The 21978-nt window shown below is 57.1% G+C and carries 15 protein-coding genes and 4 tRNA genes; 16 read left to right on the top strand and 3 right to left on the bottom strand.

The window, feature by feature from the left end; genetic code table 11:
• Window positions 1-33 precede the first annotated feature (33 nt).
• The 3 genes from SIC15_RS12260 (at window position 34) to SIC15_RS12250 (ending at window position 5429) form a co-directional block, all read left to right on the top strand.
• The gene (locus SIC15_RS12260; RefSeq protein ID WP_349342945.1) at window positions 34-1713 is read left to right on the top strand and encodes a glutamine--tRNA ligase/YqeY domain fusion protein; all 1680 of its coding nucleotides are present in this window, start codon (window positions 34-36) and stop codon (window positions 1711-1713) included.
• Window positions 1710-3098, top strand: a complete 1389-nt coding sequence (cysS, locus tag SIC15_RS12255) for a cysteine--tRNA ligase (RefSeq protein WP_412536029.1) — start codon at window positions 1710-1712, stop codon at window positions 3096-3098. The genes SIC15_RS12260 and cysS overlap by 4 nt, the downstream gene beginning before the upstream one ends.
• A gap of 150 nt (window positions 3099-3248) precedes the next feature.
• On the top strand, window positions 3249-5429 hold the full coding sequence (locus SIC15_RS12250) for a malate synthase G (RefSeq protein ID WP_153637430.1): 2181 nt from the start codon (window positions 3249-3251) through the stop codon (window positions 5427-5429).
• 82 nt (window positions 5430-5511) lie between these two features.
• Here the strand turns inward: SIC15_RS12250 and folD are convergent, their stop codons facing one another.
• The gene (gene folD / locus SIC15_RS12245) at window positions 5512-6369 is read right to left on the bottom strand and encodes a bifunctional methylenetetrahydrofolate dehydrogenase/methenyltetrahydrofolate cyclohydrolase FolD (RefSeq protein WP_136631963.1); all 858 of its coding nucleotides are present in this window, start codon (window positions 6367-6369) and stop codon (window positions 5512-5514) included.
• 233 nt (window positions 6370-6602) lie between these two features.
• Between folD and SIC15_RS12240 the strand changes: the two genes are divergently transcribed.
• The 10 genes from SIC15_RS12240 to SIC15_RS12195 all read left to right on the top strand — a co-directional run bounded on the left by SIC15_RS12240 (window position 6603) and on the right by SIC15_RS12195 (window position 15891).
• Window positions 6603-6679: transfer RNA gene (locus SIC15_RS12240), tRNA-Pro, on the top strand.
• A gap of 32 nt (window positions 6680-6711) precedes the next feature.
• Window positions 6712-6788: transfer RNA gene (locus SIC15_RS12235), tRNA-Arg, on the top strand.
• Between the two features lie 76 nt (window positions 6789-6864).
• Window positions 6865-6940 (top strand) — tRNA-His (locus SIC15_RS12230).
• A gap of 79 nt (window positions 6941-7019) precedes the next feature.
• Window positions 7020-7104 (top strand) — tRNA-Leu (locus SIC15_RS12225).
• A gap of 223 nt (window positions 7105-7327) precedes the next feature.
• Window positions 7328-8632 carry a trigger factor gene (gene tig, locus SIC15_RS12220; protein WP_412536028.1) on the top strand — a complete coding sequence of 435 codons (1305 nt, stop codon included), beginning with the start codon at window positions 7328-7330 and terminating at the stop codon, window positions 8630-8632.
• Window positions 8633-8804: 172 nt separating this feature from the next.
• Window positions 8805-9440, top strand: a complete 636-nt coding sequence (clpP, locus tag SIC15_RS12215; RefSeq protein ID WP_069183301.1) for an ATP-dependent Clp endopeptidase proteolytic subunit ClpP — start codon at window positions 8805-8807, stop codon at window positions 9438-9440.
• A gap of 76 nt (window positions 9441-9516) precedes the next feature.
• Window positions 9517-10800, top strand: a complete 1284-nt coding sequence (gene clpX, locus SIC15_RS12210) for an ATP-dependent Clp protease ATP-binding subunit ClpX (RefSeq protein ID WP_008174598.1) — start codon at window positions 9517-9519, stop codon at window positions 10798-10800.
• A 161-nt stretch (window positions 10801-10961) separates the two neighbouring features.
• A complete protein-coding gene (lon, locus tag SIC15_RS12205) occupies window positions 10962-13379 on the top strand; it encodes an endopeptidase La (protein ID WP_273083529.1) in 2418 nt (805 codons plus the stop codon).
• A 238-nt stretch (window positions 13380-13617) separates the two neighbouring features.
• Complete coding sequence (locus SIC15_RS12200) at window positions 13618-13890, top strand: HU family DNA-binding protein (RefSeq protein WP_008174603.1); 273 nt, start codon at window positions 13618-13620, stop codon at window positions 13888-13890.
• A gap of 156 nt (window positions 13891-14046) precedes the next feature.
• Entirely contained in the window at window positions 14047-15891 is a 1845-nt protein-coding gene (locus SIC15_RS12195; RefSeq protein ID WP_412536027.1) for a SurA N-terminal domain-containing protein, read from the top strand.
• Between the two features lie 111 nt (window positions 15892-16002).
• Here SIC15_RS12195 and SIC15_RS12190 read toward each other — a convergent pair whose 3' ends face one another.
• Window positions 16003-16875, bottom strand: a complete 873-nt coding sequence (locus tag SIC15_RS12190; RefSeq protein ID WP_412536026.1) for a MurR/RpiR family transcriptional regulator — start codon at window positions 16873-16875, stop codon at window positions 16003-16005.
• A gap of 211 nt (window positions 16876-17086) precedes the next feature.
• Between SIC15_RS12190 and zwf the strand changes: the two genes are divergently transcribed.
• Genes zwf through SIC15_RS12175 form a run of 3 tightly spaced genes read left to right on the top strand, consistent with a single transcriptional unit; the run spans window position 17087 to window position 19945 of the window.
• Complete coding sequence (gene zwf, locus SIC15_RS12185; protein ID WP_412536025.1) at window positions 17087-18562, top strand: glucose-6-phosphate dehydrogenase; 1476 nt, start codon at window positions 17087-17089, stop codon at window positions 18560-18562.
• The gene (gene pgl / locus SIC15_RS12180) at window positions 18555-19268 is read left to right on the top strand and encodes a 6-phosphogluconolactonase (protein WP_412537616.1); all 714 of its coding nucleotides are present in this window, start codon (window positions 18555-18557) and stop codon (window positions 19266-19268) included. Before zwf ends, pgl begins: the two co-directional genes overlap by 8 nt.
• Window positions 19269-19297: 29 nt before the next feature.
• Window positions 19298-19945 (top strand): bifunctional 4-hydroxy-2-oxoglutarate aldolase/2-dehydro-3-deoxy-phosphogluconate aldolase, encoded by a 648-nt coding sequence (locus SIC15_RS12175; RefSeq protein WP_412536024.1) that lies wholly within the window; start codon window positions 19298-19300, stop codon window positions 19943-19945.
• A gap of 523 nt (window positions 19946-20468) precedes the next feature.
• Here SIC15_RS12175 and pyk read toward each other — a convergent pair.
• Window positions 20469-21917 carry a pyruvate kinase gene (gene pyk / locus SIC15_RS12170; RefSeq protein WP_412536023.1) on the bottom strand — a complete coding sequence of 483 codons (1449 nt, stop codon included), beginning with the start codon at window positions 21915-21917 and terminating at the stop codon, window positions 20469-20471.
• Window positions 21918-21978: the final 61 nt, after the last annotated feature.

Here is a 21978-nt window from a genome sequence, read left to right as displayed (position 1 = left end):
TTTAAGATTCACTCCCCTTTTAACAGAGATTGTATGAGCGCCGAGTCGAAGAAAGCCCACAACTTTATCCAGAGCCTGATCGAAGACGCCATCGCCAGCGGAGAGCATACCGGCAAGGTGGTCACCCGATTCCCGCCGGAGCCCAACGGTTACCTGCATATTGGTCATGCCAAATCGATCTGCCTGAATTTTGGCATCGCCGAGACCTTTTCCGGCGACTGCAACCTGCGGTTTGACGACACCAACCCGGAAAAGGAAAACCAGGAATACATCGACGCCATCAAACAGGATGTGGAGTGGCTTGGCTACGAGTGGGCCGGGGACGTTCGTTATGCCTCGGATTACTTTGATGCTCTCTATGAATTTGCCGAGGAACTGATTACCCGGGACAAGGCCTATGTGTGCGCCCTGACAGCCGACGAAATGGCTGAGTACCGCGGAAGCCTGAAAGAGCCTGGCAGAAACAGCCCCTACCGGGACCGCCCGGTGGAAGAGAGTCTGCAGATGTTCCGCGACATGCGGGATGGCAAGTACCAGAACGGTGAGCTGGTGCTGCGGGCCAAGATCGATATGGCCTCGCCGAACATCAACATGCGGGATCCGATTCTTTATCGTATCCGTTACGCAGAGCACCATCAGACCGGTAACAAATGGTGCATCTACCCGATGTATGACTTCACGCATCCGATTTCAGACGCCATGGAGGGGATTACCCATTCCCTGTGCACCCTGGAATTCGAGGATCACCGGCCGCTGTATGACTGGGTTCTGGATAACATCTCCGGCCCCTGTCACCCACGCCAGATCGAGTTTGCCCGTCTGAACCTGAATTACACCATCACCTCGAAGCGCAAGCTCAAGCGACTGGTGGATGAGGGCGTGGTTGATGGCTGGAACGATCCCCGGATGCCAACCATTTCGGGCATGCGCCGGCGCGGTTATACGCCGGAGTCCATCCGCACCTTCTGCGACATGATTGGCGTGAATAAGGCTGGCGGTACCGTGGATGTGGGCATGCTGGAGCACGCTATTCGCGAAGATCTGAACACTCGCGCACCGAGAGCCATGTGTGTCATGCGCCCGCTGAAAGTCACACTGACCAATTACCCGGCCGACAAGAGTGAAACCCTGATCCTGCCGGTTCATCCGCAGGACCCCGATATGGGCGAGCGGGAAGTGCCCTGGACCCAGACGCTTTTTATCGATCGGGAAGATTTTGAAATGGAGCCGCCGCGCAAATGGAAGCGGCTGGCGCCGGATCAGGCGGTGCGTCTGCGGGGCGGTTACGTGATGACCTGCCGCGAAGTGGTTCGTGATGACAACGGTGAGATCGTGGAGCTGAAATGCGAGTACGATCCCAACACCTTGGGTGTCAATCCCGAAGGCTACAAACCCAATGGCGTGATTCATTGGGTGTCTGCCACCGATAGCGTGGAGGCGGACATTAATCTGTACGACCGCCTGTTCAACCATGAGTCCCCGGACAGTGACAAGGAAGGTGATTTGATGGATCACCTGAACCCGGAATCACTGGTGGTCCTGAAGGGTGCCCGGGTAGAGAAGAGTCTTGCCGCGCCCCGCACAGATCTTCCCTACCAGTTCGAGCGGGAAGGCTATTTCTTCTGCGATCAGGCCCATACCGAGTCTGCCGGTCGGCCGGTGTTCAACCGCACGGTTACGCTCAGGGATTCCTGGGGTAAGGGGGGCAAGTGATCCGCATCTACAACACGCTGACCCAGCAAAAGGAAGAGTTCCGGCCGATTGAGCCGGGCAAGGTGCGGATGTATGTCTGCGGTATGACCGTCTACGACTACTGCCACCTGGGCCATGCACGGGTGCTGGTGGCCTTTGACGTGATTACCCGTTACCTGCGCCATCGCGGCTACGACGTAAACTACGTTCGCAACATCACCGATATTGACGACAAGATCTTGCGCCGTGCGGATGAGAACGGTGAGCCCTATAACGAGCTTACCGACCGGATGATCAGGGCGATGCACGAAGATGAAGCCCGTCTTGGTGTGCTGTCTCCGGACGAAGAGCCCCGGGCGACTGCGTACATTGACGAAATCATCGCGATGATCCATAAGCTGATTGCCAGTGGCCACGCCTATGCGGCGGATAACGGTGATGTCTATTTTGCCGTTGATTCCTTCGAGGAATACGGCAAGCTCAGCAAGAAAAAACTGGAGGATCTGCTGGCGGGCGCGCGAGTTGACGTGCAGGAAGCCAAACGCAGTCCGGCGGATTTCGCGTTGTGGAAAGCGGCCAAGGCAGGGGAGGTCAGCTGGCCCTCGCCCTGGGGCGATGGTCGTCCCGGCTGGCACATTGAGTGCTCGGCGATGTCCACATGCTGCCTGGGGGATACGTTTGACATTCACGGCGGCGGGCCGGACCTGTTGTTCCCGCACCACGAGAACGAGATTGCCCAATCCGAGTGTGCCACTGGCCACACCTTTGTGAACACCTGGATGCACGCGGGCGCCATCCGGGTGAACAAGGAAAAGATGTCCAAGTCTTTGGGCAACTTCTTCACCATCCGCGAGATCATGGAGAAGTACCCGGCGGAAGTGGTCCGTTACTTCCTGGTGTCCAGCCATTACCGCAGCCAGGTGGACTACTCCGAGGAAAATCTGGCCGAGGCCGGCCGCACGCTCACTCGGCTGTATCATGCCCTTAGAGGCATCGTGCCCGCCAAGGCCGCCGATGTGCCGGAATCCGAGCATGATGAGCGGTTTGCCGAGGCGATGGACGATGATTTCAATACTGCGGGCGCCATTGCTGTCCTCCACGCGGTTGCCAACGAAATCAACCAGCACCGTCGCGATGGTCGCGAAGAGGATGCCAAACGTAGTGCGGCGATTCTGGTGAGGCTTGGCGGTGTCCTGGGGCTGTTGCAACAGGACCCCGAGGCGTTTTTCCAGGCGGACACCGGTGGTGAACTCAGCGCCGAAGACATTGAAGCGATGATCCAGGCCCGGGCCGATGCCCGAAAGGCGAAGAATTTTGCCGAGGCCGACCGGATCCGCGACGAGCTACTCGATAAGGGTATTATTCTGGACGATTCCCGAGAGGGGACGACCTGGCGTAAAGCCTGAATTTCCGGGAGATGCTGGTTGGTCAGACCAGTTTTGCGCGTGCAGGCATGATCTTGTAAGGATTTTCCCTTACAATGCGGCGCTCAAATTAGAATGCCCCCTCAAGATGAAGGGGGAGTCGGGAAACGTAACCCACTGAGGCAGACAACGATGACAGAACGCGTACAAATCGGCGGCATTCAGGTCGCAAAGAATCTGTATGATTTCGTGAACAATGAAGCGATCCCGGGCACAGGGGTCGATGCCGATAAATTCTGGGCAGAATTCGACAAGATCGTGAACGAGCTGGCGCCACGCAACCGCGAGCTGCTGGCCAAGCGTGATGCGATCCAGGAAAAAATGGACAGCTGGAACCGTGATCACAAGGGTCAGAAGCTGGACATGGCCGAGTACAAGTCCTTCCTGAAAGACATCGGCTATCTCGTTGACGAGCCTTCCGAATTCAAGATCTCCACCTCCAATGTGGATCCGGAAGTGGCCACCATGGCCGGCCCGCAGCTGGTGGTTCCGATCATGAACGCCCGGTTTGCGCTCAACGCGGCGAACGCGCGCTGGGGTAGCCTGTACGATGCTCTTTACGGTACCGATGCGATCTCCGAAGAAGGCGGCGCCGACAAAGGCCGTGGTTACAACCCGGTTCGCGGGGCCAAAGTTATCGAATGGGCCCGTAACCTGCTCGACAGCTCCGCGCCGCTGGCCTCAGGCAGCCATAAAGATGCTGCCAAGTATCTGGTTGAAGGTGGCAAGCTGGTCGTCAAGCTGCAGAACGGTGAGACCACCGGTCTGAAAGACGAAGCCGGCTTTGTTGGCTACACCGGTGCTGCCGACGCGCCCACCGGCGTGCTGCTGGTCAAGAACGGCATGCACTTCGAAATCCAGATCGACGCCAGCCACCCGATTGGCAAAGACGACGGCGCTAACGTCAAAGACGTGCTGATGGAGTCTGCTCTGACCACCATCATGGACTGCGAAGATTCGGTAGCGGCCGTAGACGCTGACGACAAGGCACTGGCTTACCGCAACTGGCTTGGCCTGATGAAGGGTGACCTGCAGGAAACCTTTGAAAAAGGTGGCGAGCAGCTGACCCGCAAGATGAACGCTGACCGCACCTACACGGCAGCCGACGGCAGTGAGCTGAGCCTGAAAGGTCGAAGCCTGATGTTTATCCGTAACGTCGGCCACCTGATGACCAACCCTGCCATCCTGCTGAAGGACGGCAACGAAGTGCCGGAAGGCCTGATGGACGGTCTGATCACTTCGCTGATCGCCATTCACGACATGAAGGGCAACGGCAAGTTCCAGAACAGCACCAAAGGCTCCATGTACATCGTGAAGCCGAAGATGCACGGACCGGAAGAGGTGGCGTTCACCAACGAATTCTTCGGCCGTGTTGAAGATGCGCTTGGTCTGCCGCGCTTCACCCTGAAGGTTGGCATTATGGACGAGGAGCGTCGTACCACAGTTAACCTGAAAGCCTGTATCCATGCCGCCAAAGAGCGCGCCGTGTTCATTAATACCGGCTTCCTGGACCGCACCGGTGACGAGATCCATACCTCCATGGAATTGGGTCCGTTTATCCGCAAGGGCCCGATGAAGCAGGCAACCTGGATCAACGCCTACGAGCAGTGGAACGTGGACATTGGCCTGGAAACCGGTTTCCGTGGTGTTGCCCAGATTGGTAAGGGCATGTGGGCCATGCCTGACCTGATGGCCGGCATGCTGGAAGCAAAAATCGGCCATCCGAAGGCCGGCGCGAACACAGCCTGGGTTCCGTCTCCCACGGCGGCCACGCTGCATGCTACTCACTACCACCAGGTGAACGTGGCTGATGTCCAGAAGCAGCTGGAAAGCCGCACTCGTGCAGCACTGGAGGACATCCTGACAGTGCCTGTAATGGATGATCCGGCCTCCCTGAGTGCCGAAGATATCCAGCAGGAACTGGACAACAATGCCCAGGGTATCCTCGGTTACGTTGTTCGCTGGATCGATCAGGGCGTTGGCTGCTCCAAGGTACCTGACATCAATGATGTGGGCCTGATGGAAGACCGCGCCACGCTGCGTATCGCTTCCCAATTGCTGGCCAACTGGCTGCATCATGGTATCTGCTCTGAAGAGCAGATCATGGAAACCATGAAGCGCATGGCTGCGGTGGTCGACAAGCAGAACGCCGGTGATTCGGCCTACCGCCCGATGGCCGGGAACTTTGATGACAGTGTCGCCTTCCAGGCAGCGCTGGATCTGGTTCTCAAGGGCCGAGAGCAGCCCAACGGCTATACCGAGCCGCTGCTGCACGCCTACCGTCTGAAGGCGAAAGCCAAGTACGGACAGTAAGCGCTGCGCATAAAAAACCCCGCCTCGGCGGGGTTTTTTGTGGCTTGCTGGATTAGGCGGAGCCGTAATCCAACACCTCGGCTCAGTCCTTGTGCAGGACATCCGCGGCATACAGTGTATTCTGCAGCAGGGTCGCAATGGTCATCGGCCCGACGCCACCGGGAACCGGTGTGATGTAGGCGGCGCGCTCTGAAGCCGCTGCGAAATCTACATCGCCATATAGCTTTCCGTCTTCCATCCGGTTGATGCCCACATCAATCACCGTCGCTCCCGGCTTTACCCAGTCGCCCTTGATCAGGCCGGGCTTGCCGACTGCAGCGACCAGGATGTCGGCTTCCCGGACAAACTTCTCAAGATCTGGTGTGAAGCGGTGACAAACCGTTGTCGTGGCACCTTTCAATAGCAGCTCCATGCTCATGGGGCGACCGACAATATTGGAAGCGCCGACAATCACGGCATGCTGGCCCTTGTAAGGCGTATCGATGCTGTCGAGCAGGGTGATGATGCCAGCCGGTGTGCATGGGCGCAGGGTAGGCTTGCGCTGCATCAGGCGGCCGATGTTGTACGGGTGAAAGCCGTCGACGTCTTTGTCCGGGCGGATCTTGACCAGAATCGGGTCTGCATCCAGATGAGCCGGCAATGGAAGCTGTACCAGGATTCCATCTACGGTCGGGTTTTCATTCAGCTCATCAATCAGCGCCTCGAGTGCTTCCTGGGAAGTGTCTTCCGGCAGATCGTATGAGAGGGAGAGAATTCCGGCCTGGTCGCACGCCTTGCGTTTGTTGCCTACGTATACATGGGATGCGGGATCGTTGCCGACCAGTACCACGGCCAGCCCGGGGGCTCTCAGGCCTTGCTGGGTTCTTGCTTCCACCCCTGCGGCGACTTGCTGTCTTACTTCGGCGGCAATCTCTTTTCCGTTGATCAGTTTGGCGGTCATGTCTCGTCTTGTCGGTTGGGCATCGGTAAATTGGAGGTGGGGCATTGTCTCATGCTTCCAGGCGAACTCCAATTGAACGGGCGCCTGACCGGGCTCGAAGGAACTTTCGGCACCGCACTTTGTCACTGAAGAGGCTGTTGTTTCAGGGAATTTGGAAATCCGTGTTGACGGGACCCTCCGGCGCCGGTAATATGCGCGCCAACTTTGCTGAGGCACTTGTTGTTCAGTTCAAACGGGGTATAGCGCAGTCTGGTAGCGCGCCTGCTTTGGGAGCAGGATGTCGGGAGTTCGAATCTCTCTACCCCGACCATTTTCTGAATGTTCAGGTGGGCGAACGGTCAAGCGCCCGTAGCTCAGCTGGATAGAGCATCCGCCTTCTAAGCGGATGGTCGCAGGTTCGAGTCCTGCCGGGCGCGCCATCAAGTCGTCGGCTTGGTCCGCGCCGGAGCGACCGTAACCAGCAAAGTTGAAAAGTAAAAGGCATGTCCCGATGTGGTGGACGTAGCTCAGTTGGTAGAGCTCAGGATTGTGACTCCTGCGGTCGAGGGTTCGAACCCCTTCGTCCACCCCACTTTTCTTTCAGAGTTGATTCCGCGTTTGTTGAATAGGTTGATGGCAGTCTGGCCATCGGGCATTCTTCATTCTGTTGTGCGCGAGTGGCGGAACTGGTAGACGCGCTGGATTTAGGTTCCAGTGGGGCAACCCGTGAGAGTTCGAGTCTCTCCTCGCGCACCACCCCTTTCTTTTTGCCTTTTCGTCCCCATACCTCTTCCCATTGGATTCGTAGGCCGTGTGTGCACGGGATACCAAACTGCGCTGCGGGGTGATTCTCTCGGCGGTGCAAAGCATGATAAACTAGCGGCTTTTAATTTTCAGTCCTTTCTCGGGCATTGCCCCGAAATCGGACTTTTGGGTTTAATTTCATTCACATACCGAACCTGTAATTTGAGGATCTTCCATGCAAGTGTCTGTTGAAACGACCTCCAACATCGAGCGTCGCATGACGATTGGTGTGCCCGCCCAGGAAATCGACCAGGCGGTCCAGAAACGCCTGCAGGAAACCGCGCGTACCGTGCGCCTGAACGGTTTCCGCCCGGGCAAGGTGCCCATGAGCGTCGTCAAGCGTCGTTTCGGTGACAGCGTCCGCCAGGAAATCGTTGGCGAGGTTATGCGCGACAACTACATCAAGGCACTGCAGGAGCAGGATATCAACCCGGCGGGCTGGCCAAAGTTCGAGCCCAAGACGATGGAAGAGGGCAAGGATCTGGAGTTCGTGGCCACTTTCGAAGTGCTGCCCGAAATCGAACTGGGCGATCTGAGCAAGATCTCCGTTGAAAAGCTGACCTCCGAGATTACTGACAAAGACGTCGACAACATGATCGACAACCTGCGTCGTCAGCAGGCCACCATGAAAGAAGTCAAGCGCAAGTCCAAGAACAAGGACGTGCTGACCATTGACTTCAAAGGTTTCATCGATGGTGAAGAGTTTGAAGGCGGCGCCGCTGAAGGCCATCGCCTGACTCTGGGCTCTGGCCAGATGATTCCGGGCTTTGAGAAAGCCATCGTTGGTGGAAAGGCCGGCGAAGACATGGAAATCGAGGTGACCTTCCCGGAGGATTACCACAACGAAGAGCTGGCAGGTAAGCCAGCCAAGTTCGAGATCAAGATTCACAAGGTCGAAGAGCCGCAGTTGCCGGAACTCGACACCGAGTTCTTCAAGAAGTTCGGTATTGATGCCGAAGACGAAGCCGCGTTCCGCGAAGAAGTCAAAAAGAACATGGAGCGCGAGCTGAAGCAGGCGGTTTCCAACAAGGTCAAGAACGACGTGGTTGACGGACTGCTGGAAACCACTGAGCTGGATATCCCGGCTGCTCTGGTTGATCAGGAAATCGATCGCCTGCGTCAAGATGCCGTTCAGCGCTTTGGCGGCCAGGTTGATTTCCAGCAGCTGCCGAAGGAAATTTTCCAGGAGCAGGCGGAGCGTCGCGTGAAGACCGGCCTGCTGTTCCAGGAAGTGGTCAAGAAGAACGACCTGAAAGCCGATCCGGCAAAAGTAGACGAAAAGATCCAGGAAATCGCGTCTACGTATGAACAGCCTGAAGAGGTTGTTGCTCACTTCAACAGCAACCCGGAGCAGAAGAGCCAGATCGAGTCTTCCGTTCTGGAGGATGCGGTTGTTGACCATGTGCTGGAGCAGGCGAAGGTCAAAGAGAAGAAGGTCAAGTACGAAGAGGCCGTTCAGGCCGGTCAGCCGCAGCGCTGATTTTGCCCGGGATCGGATCAAAAGCCGGTCCCGATGGCCGACCCAGAGAACAGCCGGCATGTCCGGCTGTTTTCATCTGGGGCCGCTGCTGGCAAAGTATAGGGTGCAATACTTTTGAAACTGCCGTGGAGCGAGTCCACGACCCATTGTCCATAAGGAGTTCAGGCGCATCATGACGCAGAAACCAATCGATGGTCCCGCAATGGTTACCAATTCAGGACTGGTGCCGATTGTTATCGAGCAGACAGCTCGCGGCGAGCGGTCGTTCGACATTTATTCCCGCTTGCTCAAGGAGCGGGTAATCTTCATGGTGGGCCCGGTAGAGGACCACATGGCGAACCTGATCGTGGCCCAGCTCCTGTTCCTCGAGTCTGAGAACCCGGACAAGGACATTCATCTTTATATCAACAGCCCGGGCGGTTCGGTCACTGCGGGTATGTCCATCTACGACACCATGCAGTTCATCAAGCCGGACGTCGCGACCCTGTGTGTAGGTCAGGCTGCGAGCATGGGTGCATTCCTGCTCGCCGGCGGTGCGGCCGGAAAGCGGGCCTGTTTGCCCAACTCCCGCGTGATGATTCATCAGCCGCTGGGTGGTTACCAGGGGCAGGCAACGGACATTGAGATTCACACCCGGGAAATCCTGAAGATCCGGCATACCCTGAACTCCATCCTGGCCCATCATACCGGGCAGGATCTGGAGACGATCGCCAAGGATACCGACCGTGACAACTTCATGGATCCGGGCCAGGCAAAAGAGTATGGGCTGATTGATTCAATACTTGATAAGCGCGTACCGAATAAATAATACTGGAACTAATCGCATCATACTTGGCCGGCGTATCAGGCAGTGACGCCGGCAAAACGAGATCAGAGGTATTTCAATGGCAGATGAAAGAAACGGCAGGGGCGACGATAACGGCAAGTTGCTTTACTGCTCGTTTTGTGGAAAGAGCCAGCATGAAGTCCGAAAGCTCATTGCAGGGCCCTCGGTGTTCATCTGCGACGAGTGCGTCGACCTGTGCAACGACATTATCCGGGAAGAGATCCAGGAGAACGCGCAGGAAGAGCCGAGCGATCGCCTTCCTACACCGGCCGAGATCCGCAATACCCTTGATGAGTACGTCATCGGTCAGGACCGGGCCAAGGTGGTGTTGTCTGTTGCGGTCTATAACCACTACAAACGTCTTCGTTACGGCGAGGGCAAGGGTGATGTCGAGCTCGGCAAGAGCAACATCCTGCTGATCGGCCCGACCGGCAGTGGTAAGACTCTGCTTGCAGAGACCCTGGCTCGGATGCTGAATGTTCCCTTTACCATTGCCGACGCCACCACGCTGACGGAAGCCGGTTACGTGGGTGAGGATGTCGAGAACATCATCCAGAAGCTGCTGCAGAAGTGCGATTACGATGTCGACAAGGCCCAGCGGGGTATCGTCTACATCGATGAGATTGACAAGATTTCCCGCAAGTCAGACAACCCGTCTATTACCCGGGATGTTTCCGGTGAGGGTGTTCAGCAGGCACTTCTGAAGCTGATCGAAGGCACCGTTGCGTCGGTTCCGCCACAGGGTGGTCGTAAACATCCGCAGCAGGAATTCCTGCAGGTTGATACCGGCAACATGCTGTTTATCTGCGGTGGCGCTTTCGCGGGCCTCGACAAGGTGATTCGCGAGCGTACTGAAAAGAACAGTATTGGTTTCTCTGCATCTGTCGCCAGTCAGGATGATGCCAAGAACACGGGCGACGTCATCAAGGACGTGGAGACTGAGGATCTGGTGAAATATGGCCTGATTCCAGAGTTCGTGGGTCGTTTGCCTGTGGTGGCAACCCTCAACGAACTGGATGAGGAGGCGCTGGTGCAGATTCTGACCGAGCCCAAGAACTCCCTGACCAAGCAGTACCAGAAGCTGTTTGATATGGAAGGGGTCGAGCTCGATTTCCGCGAAGACGCGTTGCGGGCCGTTGCCCGTAAGGCCATGGAGCGCAAGACGGGTGCCCGTGGTCTGCGGTCCATTATGGAAGCGACGCTGCTGGATACCATGTACCAGATTCCCTCGGAGCATGACGTCACCAAGGTGGTGATCGACGAGAGCGTAATCAGCGGGGATTCCGAGCCCTTCAAGATCTACGCGAGCAGTGATCACGCCAAGGCTGTGCCTGAAGACTGAGCGTTGTTCAGTGGTTCAAATGAAAAGGGGCGGTGACGCCCCTTTTCGCGTTTTGTATCCCGAGTTTCCTGCCCTGTTTCGTTTGGTAAAAAGATTGCAATTTTTGCGGGCGCCCCAATGAAGGGTGATATGCTGAAAGAAATACCGTCAGAGGATTCCCAATGACCCGTATACCCGAAAATGCTGTGCAAGAGTACCCGCTGCTTCCGCTGCGTGACGTAGTGGTGTTTCCGCACATGGTGGTCCCGCTGTTCGTGGGCCGAGAAAAATCCATTCAGGCTCTGGAAGCCGCAATGGAAGGAAGCAAGGAAATCCTCCTGGTTGCCCAGAAAGACGCTTCCACCGATGAACCCGGTCCCAAGGATGTGTTCGAGATGGGCACCCTGGCCACGGTCCTGCAAATGCTCCGTCTGCCCGATGGCACAGTCAAAGTGCTTGTAGAGGGCAACGCCCGAGCCACCATCAGCGACATCACCGAGGGCGAATTCCTGTCCGGTGGCGCAGTCCTTATGGATGAAGAAGGCTTGCCCGAGCGCGAGCAGGAGGTTCTGGTAAAGACTTTGATGGATGAGTTTGAAAAGTACGTAAAACTCTCCAAGAAGGTACCCTCTGAAGTCTCCAATGCGCTTACCGGTATTGAAGAGTTGGAGCGACTGGCCGACACCATGGCCGCGCATCTGGAAATGCGTATTCCTGAAAAACAGGAGCTCCTGGAAGCGCTGGATATCCGCAAGCGTGTGGACCTTCTGCTGGGCAAGCTCGACGGCGAAATCGATCTGATCGAGGTCGAGAAACGCATCCGTGGCCGCGTCAAGAAGCAGATGGAGCGCAGCCAGCGCGAGTACTATCTGAACGAGCAAATGAAGGCTATCCAGAAGGAAATGGGTAACCTGGGCGAAGGCAATAACGACTTCGAAGAGCTGGAACAGAAGCTCGAGGAAGCCGGCCTTCCGGAAGAAGCCCGCAAGAAAACCGAAACCGAACTGAACAAGCTCAAGATGATGTCGCCGATGTCTGCGGAGGCGACCGTCGTTCGGGGTTACATCGACTGGATGCTGGCCATTCCTTGGAAGAAGCGAAGCCGTGTCCGTCACGACATCGAAAAAGCCCGGGAGATCCTCGATAAAGATCACTACGGCCTGGATGAGGTCAAGAAGCGTATTCTGGAATACCTGGCGGTTCAGAGTCGTGTGAAGAAGGTCAAAGGCCCGGTGCTTTGCCTGGTGGGACCTCCTGGTGTCGGTAAGACCTCACTCGGGCAGTCCATCGCCCGCGCTACCAATCGGAAATACACCCGCATGGCCCTGGGCGGCGTTCGGGATGAAGCTGAAATCCGTGGTCACCGGAAAACCTACATCGGTGCGCTGCCGGGCAAGCTTCTGCAGAAGTTGTCCAAGGTGGGGGTGAAAAACCCGCTGTTTCTGTTCGATGAAATCGACAAGATGGGCATGGATCACCGTGGTGACCCGGCATCAGCGCTGCTTGAGGTTCTGGATCCGGAGCAGAATCACACGTTCAACGATCACTATCTGGAAGTTGATTACGACCTCTCCGATGTGATGTTCGTGTGCACCTCCAACTCCATGGACATTCCGCCGGCGCTGCTGGACCGGATGGAAATCATCCGTATCCCCGGATACACCGAGGACGAGAAGGTCAACATTGCGCTGCGGTATCTGTTGCCCAAGCAGATCAAGGCAAACGGGCTGCGCAAGGACGAGTTGAAGCTGCCTGAGGATACCCTGCGCGACCTGATCCGCTACTACACCCGTGAGGCCGGTGTGCGTGGCCTGGAGCGCGAGATCGCGAAAATCTGCCGCAAGGTGGTGCGTGACCACGTGGAGAGTGGCGATAAGGCGTCTGTGACTCTCACGAAGGACATGCTTGAAGACTACTCCGGGGTCAAGAAATTCAAGTACGGCCTGGCCGAAGAAAAGAATGAAATTGGTCAGGTGACAGGGTTGGCCTGGACCCAGGTGGGCGGCGAACTGCTGCACATTGAATGTGCGCTCACACCGGGCAAGGGCCGGGTGGTCAAGACCGGTTCTTTGGGCGATGTGATGCAGGAGTCCATCCAGACGGCCTTGACTGTGGTTCGCAGCCGCGCACCCGGTCTCGGAATTGCCGATGATTTTCACGAGAAACACGATCTGCACGTCCATGTGCCGGAAGGTGCCACGCCGAAAGACGGCCCGAGTGCGGGTATCGGCATGTGCACAGCCCTGGTTTCTTCATTGACCAAGATTCCGGTTCGCGCTGACGTGGCAATGACCGGTGAGATTACCCTGCGAGGGCGTGTATTGGCCATCGGCGGCTTGAAGGAAAAGCTTCTTGCAGCACACCGGGGTGGCATCAAGACGGTGATTATCCCTGATGAAAATGTTCGGGATCTCAAAGAGATACCGGAGAACATCAAGGAGTCACTGGAGATACGGCCGGTGAAGTGGATAGACGAAGTGCTCGACATTGCGCTGGCGTATCCGCCCGAGCCAAGGGTTGAGGATTCCTCCCCGGAAACCGGGTCCGGCAAGCCGCGTGATGATGAAGGCGACGCGTCAGAACGCATAAATACACATTAAAGCCTTGATGAGTTGTTGACATGCCAGAGAGCCCATTGGTATAACTGTTTCGCCGTGAAGCAGCCAATACCAAGGGCTCCCGCGCAGTTAGTGCCTATTCCGAATGCCGGTATAAAGCCGAAAGGAATAAGAAAACTGAAGAATGGAATTCTCTGACCGCTTATGCGATAGTCGAGAACGTCCGAGAAAAAACAAACCAACCTATAACATCTTCAACCTGAAATCGAAGGGGTTTAGTGTGAACAAGTCCGAACTTATCGATGCAATTGCAGAGTCCGCAGATATCTCCAAAGCCGCCGCTGGCCGTGCTCTGGATGCAATGACCAACTCCATCACCGGTGCCCTGAAAAAAGGCGATCAGGTAACTCTGATCGGTTTTGGTACCTTCTCCGTTAAAGAGCGTGCTGCTCGTACCGGTCGTAACCCGCAGACTGGTGCCGAGATCAAGATTCCGGCCTCCAAAGTGCCTGGGTTCAAAGCAGGCAAGGCCCTGAAAGACGCCGTTAAGTAACGGTTCTTTCTCCGGTGGCTCCTGTCACAGGGGGCCACCCAAGAAGAATTCAAGGCGCATTCCACTCAGGGTGCGCCTTTTTACGTTAGGTCCGCCCGTAACAGCGCGCTGAAACGAATAACACTGCACGACCTTGAACAGGGATCCGGGAGAAACATGCTTCAAGATATTCGGGAAAATGCCCAGGGCACGATTGCCAAGATCATCATTGGCCTTCTGATTGTGTCGCTATCCATCTGGGGAATGGACGCCATTGTTGGCGGCTTCTCTGGCGAACCAGAGGTGGCAACGGTCAACGGCGAGGATATTACCGAGCGGGAGTTTCTCCGCGTGGTGCAGATGGAGAGTCAGCGCCGGCTATCCAGAATGGAAACCCCCGATCCTTCCATGCTCAACGAAGACCAGATCCGCACGGATGTACTGGATTCCCTGATCCAGGAGCAGGTCCTGATCCAGGACGCCAACGCACAGGGTCTGGAACTCAATGATGCGGATATCGATGCCTTGATCACCCAGATGCCGCAGTTCCAGGTGGATGGACAGTTCAACCGTGACCGTTTCGTTTCCACGGTGCGCAACATGGGCATGGGTGTCGGTGAGTTCCGGGAAGCCATGCGCAAGCAGTACGTGGTTAACCAGATCCGTGCCGGCATCGTCCAGAGTGGTCTGGTTGCCGATGAAAACGCCGAGCAACTGCTCCAGATCCAGAATCAGACCCGGAGCTTCCGGGTACTGGATGTTCCCGCCAGTTCCGTGGCGGATAGCATCTCGGTTACAGACGCCGACATCGAAACCTTCTATGAAGAGAATTCAGGGGCGTTCCAAAAGCCGGAGCGGGTTGATGCCGCCTATATTACTTTGTCCCAGGGTGCCCTCGCCGAGAGCATCGAAATTGACGATGCGGAGCTTCAGGCCTATTACGAGCGGCGGTCGGCTGATCTGGCGAGCGAGGAGCGTCGTGCGTCGCACATCCTGATCGAAGACGGCAGTGAAGCAGACGAAACCATGGCGACGATCCAGGAGCGCCTGGCGGCCGGTGAATCCTTTGCCGATCTGGCCCGGGAGTATTCGATTGACACCGTCTCTGCGGAGGATGGCGGCGATCTGGGTTACGCTGGCCGCGGTATTTACGCCGAGGCCTTTGAGGAGGCGTTGTTTGCTCTTGAGGAAGGGGAGATTTCGGAGCCGGTTCGTACGTCTTTCGGCGTTCATCTGATCCGTCTGGAAGATGTGAGGGAGTCCGAGGTGCCGTCTCTGGCTGAAATGGAAGAGCAACTCCGTCGTGAACTGGCTCGCGAACAGGCCAGGGAGCGTTTTGCGGAAGTCCGTGCCGAACTTGCCGACTCTGCCTATGCAGCCGATGACCTGGCCGGCCCTGCGGAGGAACTGGGTCTGGAAGTGCGAGAGGCCACGGGCATTACCCGTGACGGTGGCCAGGCTCCATTTGATCATGCCGGCCTGGTTAGACAGCTGTTCTCCGAGGATGTCCTGGAGGCCGGCTACAATACCGAGCTGATTGATGTGGGTGACAACGTCTCCGTTGTCGCGCGGGTTCGTGAGTACCACGAGGCCGAGCAGTTGCCGCTGGACGAGGTTCGTGATCAGATCCGCGCCACGCTTGAGCAACGCAAGACCCGTGAAGCGCTCTCTGAAAGGGCCGATTCTATTATCGCTGAGCTTGAAGCTGGCGATACCCCCGAGGGTATTGGAGAGTGGGCGAGCTATGAGGGTCTTGCCAGGAACGCCTCGGATGTTGGGCCTGCCATCATGCAACAGGTTTTCTCTCTGCCCCGTCCTGCCGACGATGCCCGTTACGGCAAGGCTGTGACGCCGAATTCAGCCGCAGTGATCGCTTTGGACGAGGTTACCGACGGTCAGGTGGCCGAAGAAAGCACCGAGCTGAACCAGCTCCGTGAGTTCCTTGCGTCGCTTGAAGGCCAGCGTGAATACGCAGCCTACCAGCAGTTCCTGAGGAATCGGGCAGAGGTCGAGAGGCCTTGATAAACCCAAGTTGAGAAAGGGCGCTATATGGCGCCCCTGCTATCATGAAAAGCCCGGTGCGAAGCCCGGGCTTTTTTGTGTCCGTATTCCCCTATATGGTTGCGGTAAGCCTTAATTCTGCGGGAATCGGGTTGCCTTGAGGCTTTCCTTGATCTTCTTGAGGTGCCCGAGAAAGTCCGCGCCGCGTTTGAGGGTTACGCCGGTTGCCAGGATGTCGATAACGCTCAGGTGAATAATGCGTGAAGACATTGGCATGTAGACCTCGGTGTCCTCCGGAGCGGTCACACCCAGTACCACCGTGCAGCTTTCCGCCAGGGGTGAGTCGGGGTTGGTGATGCCAATCACAGTGGCGCCGTTGGCCCGCGCCAGTTGCGCGATATCGACAGTTTCCCGGGTGCGGCCCGTGTAGGAAATAAGAACGATCACGTCACCGACGTTGGCGCCGGCCGCAACCATACGTTGCATCAAGGCGTCGTCGTAAGACATGACCGGGATATTGAAGCGGAAAAACTTGTGCTGGGCGTCCATGGCCACAGCCGCAGATCCGCCCATGCCAAAGAAATTGATCTGCTTGGCCTGGATCAGATAGTCGATTGCGGTGGCCAGGGCTTTCGGGTCGAGCGCCTGCCGGGCTTTGTCCAGGCTGGCAATGGTACTGAGCATGATCTTGTCGGCGAATTCGGCAACGGTGTCATCCGGCTCCACATTCTGGCCGATGTAAGGGGTGCCGGTGGCAATGCTCTGGGCGAGGCGGATTTTGAAATCCGGGAAGCCCGTGGCAGAGAAACCCCGGCAGAAGCGGTTGACCGTTGGCTCGCTTACATCGGCGGCTCTGGCCAGTGCAGCTATGCTGTAACGGGTGGCCGCGCTGGGGTCGCGGAGAATGGCCTCGGCCACTTTGCGCTCGGATTTGTTAAGGCTGTCCAGCCTGGACTGGATGTCCTCAAGCAGATTGTCGTCACGGTGCGCCTGGTTCGCGGCCATCAATGGTACTCCCTGAATCATGGGCGGTCGGTGTCTTGAAAACGCGGTGATTATACCGCTTTTTTACAGGTTTTGGGGTAGTAAAAGTATCACAAAATGCAGTTTTTTCTTGGATTATTGATTTTTGGATGTCATTATTTGTTTAAAATTACTACATTGAGTCCGGTCGTCGAGTTTTTGCGACGGACTGCCCACCAGAGAGAAGGAACCAATGGTCAACAAGATCAATACCCGTTGTGACCTGATGCTATTCGGAGCGTTGGGGGACCTTGCCCAGCGAAAACTGTTTCCGGCGCTGTACCAGCTGGAGCGCGCTAACCTCCTGGCCGACGGTAGCCGGGTGCTGGCCATTGCCCGCACAGAGGCGGATACCGAGACCGTGCGCCAGCAGTTGTTCGACAAGCTGAAGCAGCATGTAAAACCGGACGAGTTCGACGGTGAACTGGCCAAGTCTTTTCTGAAACGGGTTGATTACCAGATTCTGGATTTTAACGAACCGGAGGCCTTTGGTGTGCTCAACGATTGGCGGGATGACGCCAACAACGAGCTCATCGTATACATGGCCACCCCGCCGTCCATGTATGGTGTCATCGCCCGAAATTTGCGCGCTGCCAGTTGCTGTACCGAGAAGACGCGGGTGGTGGTAGAAAAGCCGATAGGCCACGACCTGGATTCTTCGAAGGTGATCAACGATGAGCTGGGAGAGGTCTACAACGAGAACCAGCTGTTCCGGATCGATCATTACCTGGGTAAGGAAACGGTCCAGAACCTGATCGCCCTGCGGTTTGCCAATAACCTGTTTGCCTCCCAGTGGGACCAGAACCACATATCCCACGTAGAAATCACCGTCGCTGAGAGTGTGGGCATTGAGGGCCGGTGGGGTTATTTTGACAAGGCTGGCCAGATTCGCGACATGATCCAGAACCATCTGTTGCAGCTGCTGTGCCTGATTGCCATGGACCCGCCTTCCGACCTGTCCGCCGACAGCATTCGCGATGAGAAGGTAAAAGTTCTCAAGGCGTTGAAGCAGATAACGCCTGACATGATGGACAGTTATGTTGTCCGCGGGCAATACACCGCCGGCACCAGCAACGGCAAACCGGTGCCCGGCTATCTGGAGGAGGAAGGTGCGAACAAGGGCAGTGCTACTGAAACCTTTGTGGCCCTGAAAGCTGAAATCGATAACTGGCGCTGGTCCGGCGTGCCTTTTTACATTCGCACGGGCAAGCGCCTGCCGGAGAAGCTGTCTCAGATAATCATCCACTTCAAACCGGCCCCGCACTACATCTTTGATCCCGACCAGAAACACCTGGCCAACAACAAGCTGATCATCCGACTGCAGCCCGATGAGGGTATGGCTCTGAAGATCCTCACCAAAGACCAGGGTCTGGACAAAGGCATGCGCCTGCGCCAGGGCCCGCTGGAGCTGACATTCTCGGAGACCTTTGCCACCGACCGTATTCCGGACGCCTACGAGCGTCTGCTGTGGGAGGTGATGAAAGGCAACCAGTACCTCTTTGTCCGCCGTGACGAGGTGGAGTTCGCCTGGCGCTGGGTAGACCAGGTGATCCAGAACTGGAAAGACAGCGGCGAACCGCCCAAGCGTTATGCCGCTGGAACCTGGGGGCCGGTTGCCTCCATCGCCATGATCACCCGGGATGGGAGGAGCTGGTATGAAGATGTCTGATCTGCGCTTGCCCCAGGGTGTTCGCGACTGTTCAGGTGAAACGCCTGAGGCTGTGGCCCTGAATCTTGCGGATGCGGTTGGAGAGTTTCTGGCTGCCTGCCTGAGAGAAGCGCCCAGGGCGAGCCTGGTGGTATCCGGCGGCTCCACGCCGCTGCCATTTTTCAAGGCGCTTTCCAACAAGAATCTGGAATGGGGCAGGGTAGACGTCCTGCTGGCGGATGAGCGTTGGGTGGACGAAAGCGATGACGCCAGCAACACCCGTCTTGTTCGGGAGAATCTGCTGCAGAACCAGGCGGCGTCGGCCCGATTCCTGTCGCTCAAACAGCCCGGTGCGACACCTGCCGAAGGCCTGGGGCGAGCGAAGGCCGAGCTGGCGGATCTGGCCCTGCCCATCGACGTGCTGATTCTCGGCATGGGCAACGACGGCCACACGGCGTCGCTGTTCCCGGATGCACCGGAGCTGAAGGGCGCCATGGATCCTGAGTGTCAGGACATCGTTGCCGCTGCGACGCCCGCGTCGCAACCCAAAAAGCGCATCACCCTGACCTGGCCGCCCCTGAGAGATGCCCGTTTCACGGCACTGCATCTGAAGGGCGAGGACAAGCTGCAGACACTGGAGCGAGCCCTGTCAGAACCGGATAAGGTTCTCGAAATGCCCATCAGAGCTTTCCTCAGGCCTGGCCTCCAGCTGTTCTGGAGCCCCTGAAACGCCCGACCTTTGTTATGGAGAAAACCATGAATCAACTTTCCGACTACCATCGCGAGCGCGTCAGGGCAGTACTGCAATCCTCACCCCTGGTGCCAGTTATCGCTATCCAAGAGCTCGAAGACGCCGTGCCGCTTTGTCAGGCACTGGTTGATGGCGGCATCAACGTTCTGGAAATCACCCTGCGCACCGAACACGGCCTCAAAGCCATCGAGGAAGTCCGCAAGGCGATCCCGGATGCCTTGGTGGGCGCGGGCACCGTCACCAGCATTGCCCAATACCGCCAGGTAGAGGCCGCTGGCGCCCAGTTCGTCATCACCCCGGGCGTAACCGAAGCCATCCTGGAATTCGGCGTAACCTCGGAAGCGCCGCTGTTGCCCGGCATCGCTACCATCTCGGAAATGATGGTCGGCTATAACCTCGGCTATCGCGAATTCAAATTTTTCCCTGCTGAAGTCGCCGGCGGCATCCCGGCCCTCAAAGCCTTCAATGGCCCCTTCCCGGATGTCACTTTCTGCCCCACCGGCGGCATCCGCCGGAACACCGCAGCCGACTACCTCGCCCTCGGTAATGTCCAGGCCGTTGGCGGCACCTGGTTGACCCCTGCGGATGTGGTGGCGGCCAAGGACTGGGCAAAGATTACCGAGATTGCGCGTGGGAGTCTTGCTGATCTCTAATTTCCGACTTGGTTTCCCAGACTGGAAGTTTTGGAGTGGGCGCACTTTGGGGCAGGGCTTCCGGGAAACGCTACGAGCACATCCATGTGCGCTTGGCGCTGGCCATCCTTGGCCAGCGACATTCCCGGAAGCCCTGCCCCAAAGCGCTTTTCGAACTTTCCGATAACGCCATTAGTCACCGTGATTTCATAGTTTGGTAGGTCGGATTAGTCAAAGGCGTAATCCTACAATCAATCTTTAGACTCGGAAACTCAAGAGAGGTCCGTCGGATTACGCCTACGGCTAATCCGACCTACATTCCACGCATTCGAAAAGCTTTCTTGCCGAGATATTTGCTATAGCCCGATCGAGGGAGTGGGGTTCCCCTTTCCAAAAATGTCTGTGGCCAAGGATGGCCACAGCCAAGCGCACATGGATGTGCTCGTAGCGTTTTTTGGAAAGGGGAGCCCCACTGCCGCCGGCACAGACTCTCAGGCTACAAGGTCAAGCGCCAAGCGACAGAGGGCTTGGGAGAAAAAAAGAATCAGCGAATATCCGAACCAACCCGAACAATCTTCATGGTATTTGTACCACCCTGGGCATTCACATAATCACCCTTGGTAATCACCACCAGATCACCATCCTTGACTGCCCCCCGGTTCACCAGCTCCGACACCGCCAACGCATTCGTCCGCTCGTTCGGGATCTTGGCAGAATCGAAAGGCACCGTCTGAACGCCCCGGAACAAAACGACCCGATGCTGCGTGGAGTGGTGGCGCGAAAACGCAAAGATCGGCAGGCTCGATTTGATGCGAGACATCAACCTTGGCGTGGCGCCGGTTTCGGTCATACAGATGATTGCTGAGACGCCTTCGAGGTGGTTCGCTGCGTACATGGCGGAAAGAGCGATAGCTTCATCAACTTCCTCCATGCTCTCGTGAATCCGGTGCTTTGACTGATGCATCGATGGATGCTTCTCGGCACCCAGGCAGATGCGCACCATGGCTTCCACGGCTTCCTTCGGATAATCACCCACCGCGGTCTCGGCAGAGAGCATCACCGCGTCGGTGTAGTCCATCACCGCGTTGGCAACGTCTGAGACTTCGGCTCGTGTTGGCATCGGGCTGGTGATCATCGACTCCATCATCTGCGTGGCCGTGATCACCGCGCGGTTAAGAACCCGGGCGCGGGAGATGATGTGCTTCTGTACGCCAACAAGCTGGGCGTCGCCGATTTCCACGGCCAGATCGCCGCGGGCCACCATCACGGCATCGGATGCTTCGATGACCGCGTCCAGAGCCTCCACATCGTCGGCCAGTTCGGCCCGTTCTATTTTCGCGACCAGGCCGGCGTCAGAGCCGGCTTCCTTCAGCAGCCGCCGGGCGATGTGCATATCCTCGGCGGTGCGAACAAAAGAAACCGCCACGTAATCGGCACCGAGTTTGGCGGCTGTGACGATGTCCTGCTTGTCCTTTTCCGTCAGTGCTTCAGCGGACAAGCCGCCGCCACGCTTGTTCAGGCCCTTGTTATTGGAGAGCGGGCCGCCAATCAGAACCGTCGAGGTGATGCTATGGTCGCTCACCGACTGAACTTCCATCTCTATGCGGCCGTCATCGAGAACCAGGATGTCACCCGGTTCCACATCTTCGATTAGTTGCTCGTAATCGATCCCGACTCTTTCCTCGGTACCGGCCTCCTTGTCCATGGAAGCGTCAAGGATAAACGTCTGGCCGGCCTGAAGGGTGACCTTGTTCTCCGCAAAGCGGGCGATGCGAAGCTTGGGGCCCTGCAGATCGGCGAGCAGCGCGACGAACCGGCCTTGCGAAGCTGCCGCTTCTCGAACACGGCGGGCTCGGCCGATGTGCTCCTCAGCGCTGCCGTGGGAAAAGTTAAGTCGGGTAACGTCTACTCCGGCGGCAATTATAGCTGCGAGGGATTCCGGCGAGTCAGTGGCGGGGCCGAGGGTGGCGACGATCTTGGTACGCCTGAGCATGGTTTGTGTCCTTTGGTTCTTAAAAATGGTCTCGAACAGGGTAGCGGAATCAGCTGGGCCG

The organism is Marinobacter sp. MIT932201 (assembly GCF_047123295.1).
Taxonomy (GTDB): Bacteria; Pseudomonadota; Gammaproteobacteria; order Pseudomonadales; family Oleiphilaceae; genus Marinobacter; species Marinobacter salsuginis.
Note: the sequence above shows the minus strand (reverse complement) of the source record. Positions and strands in the feature narration are given on the sequence as shown.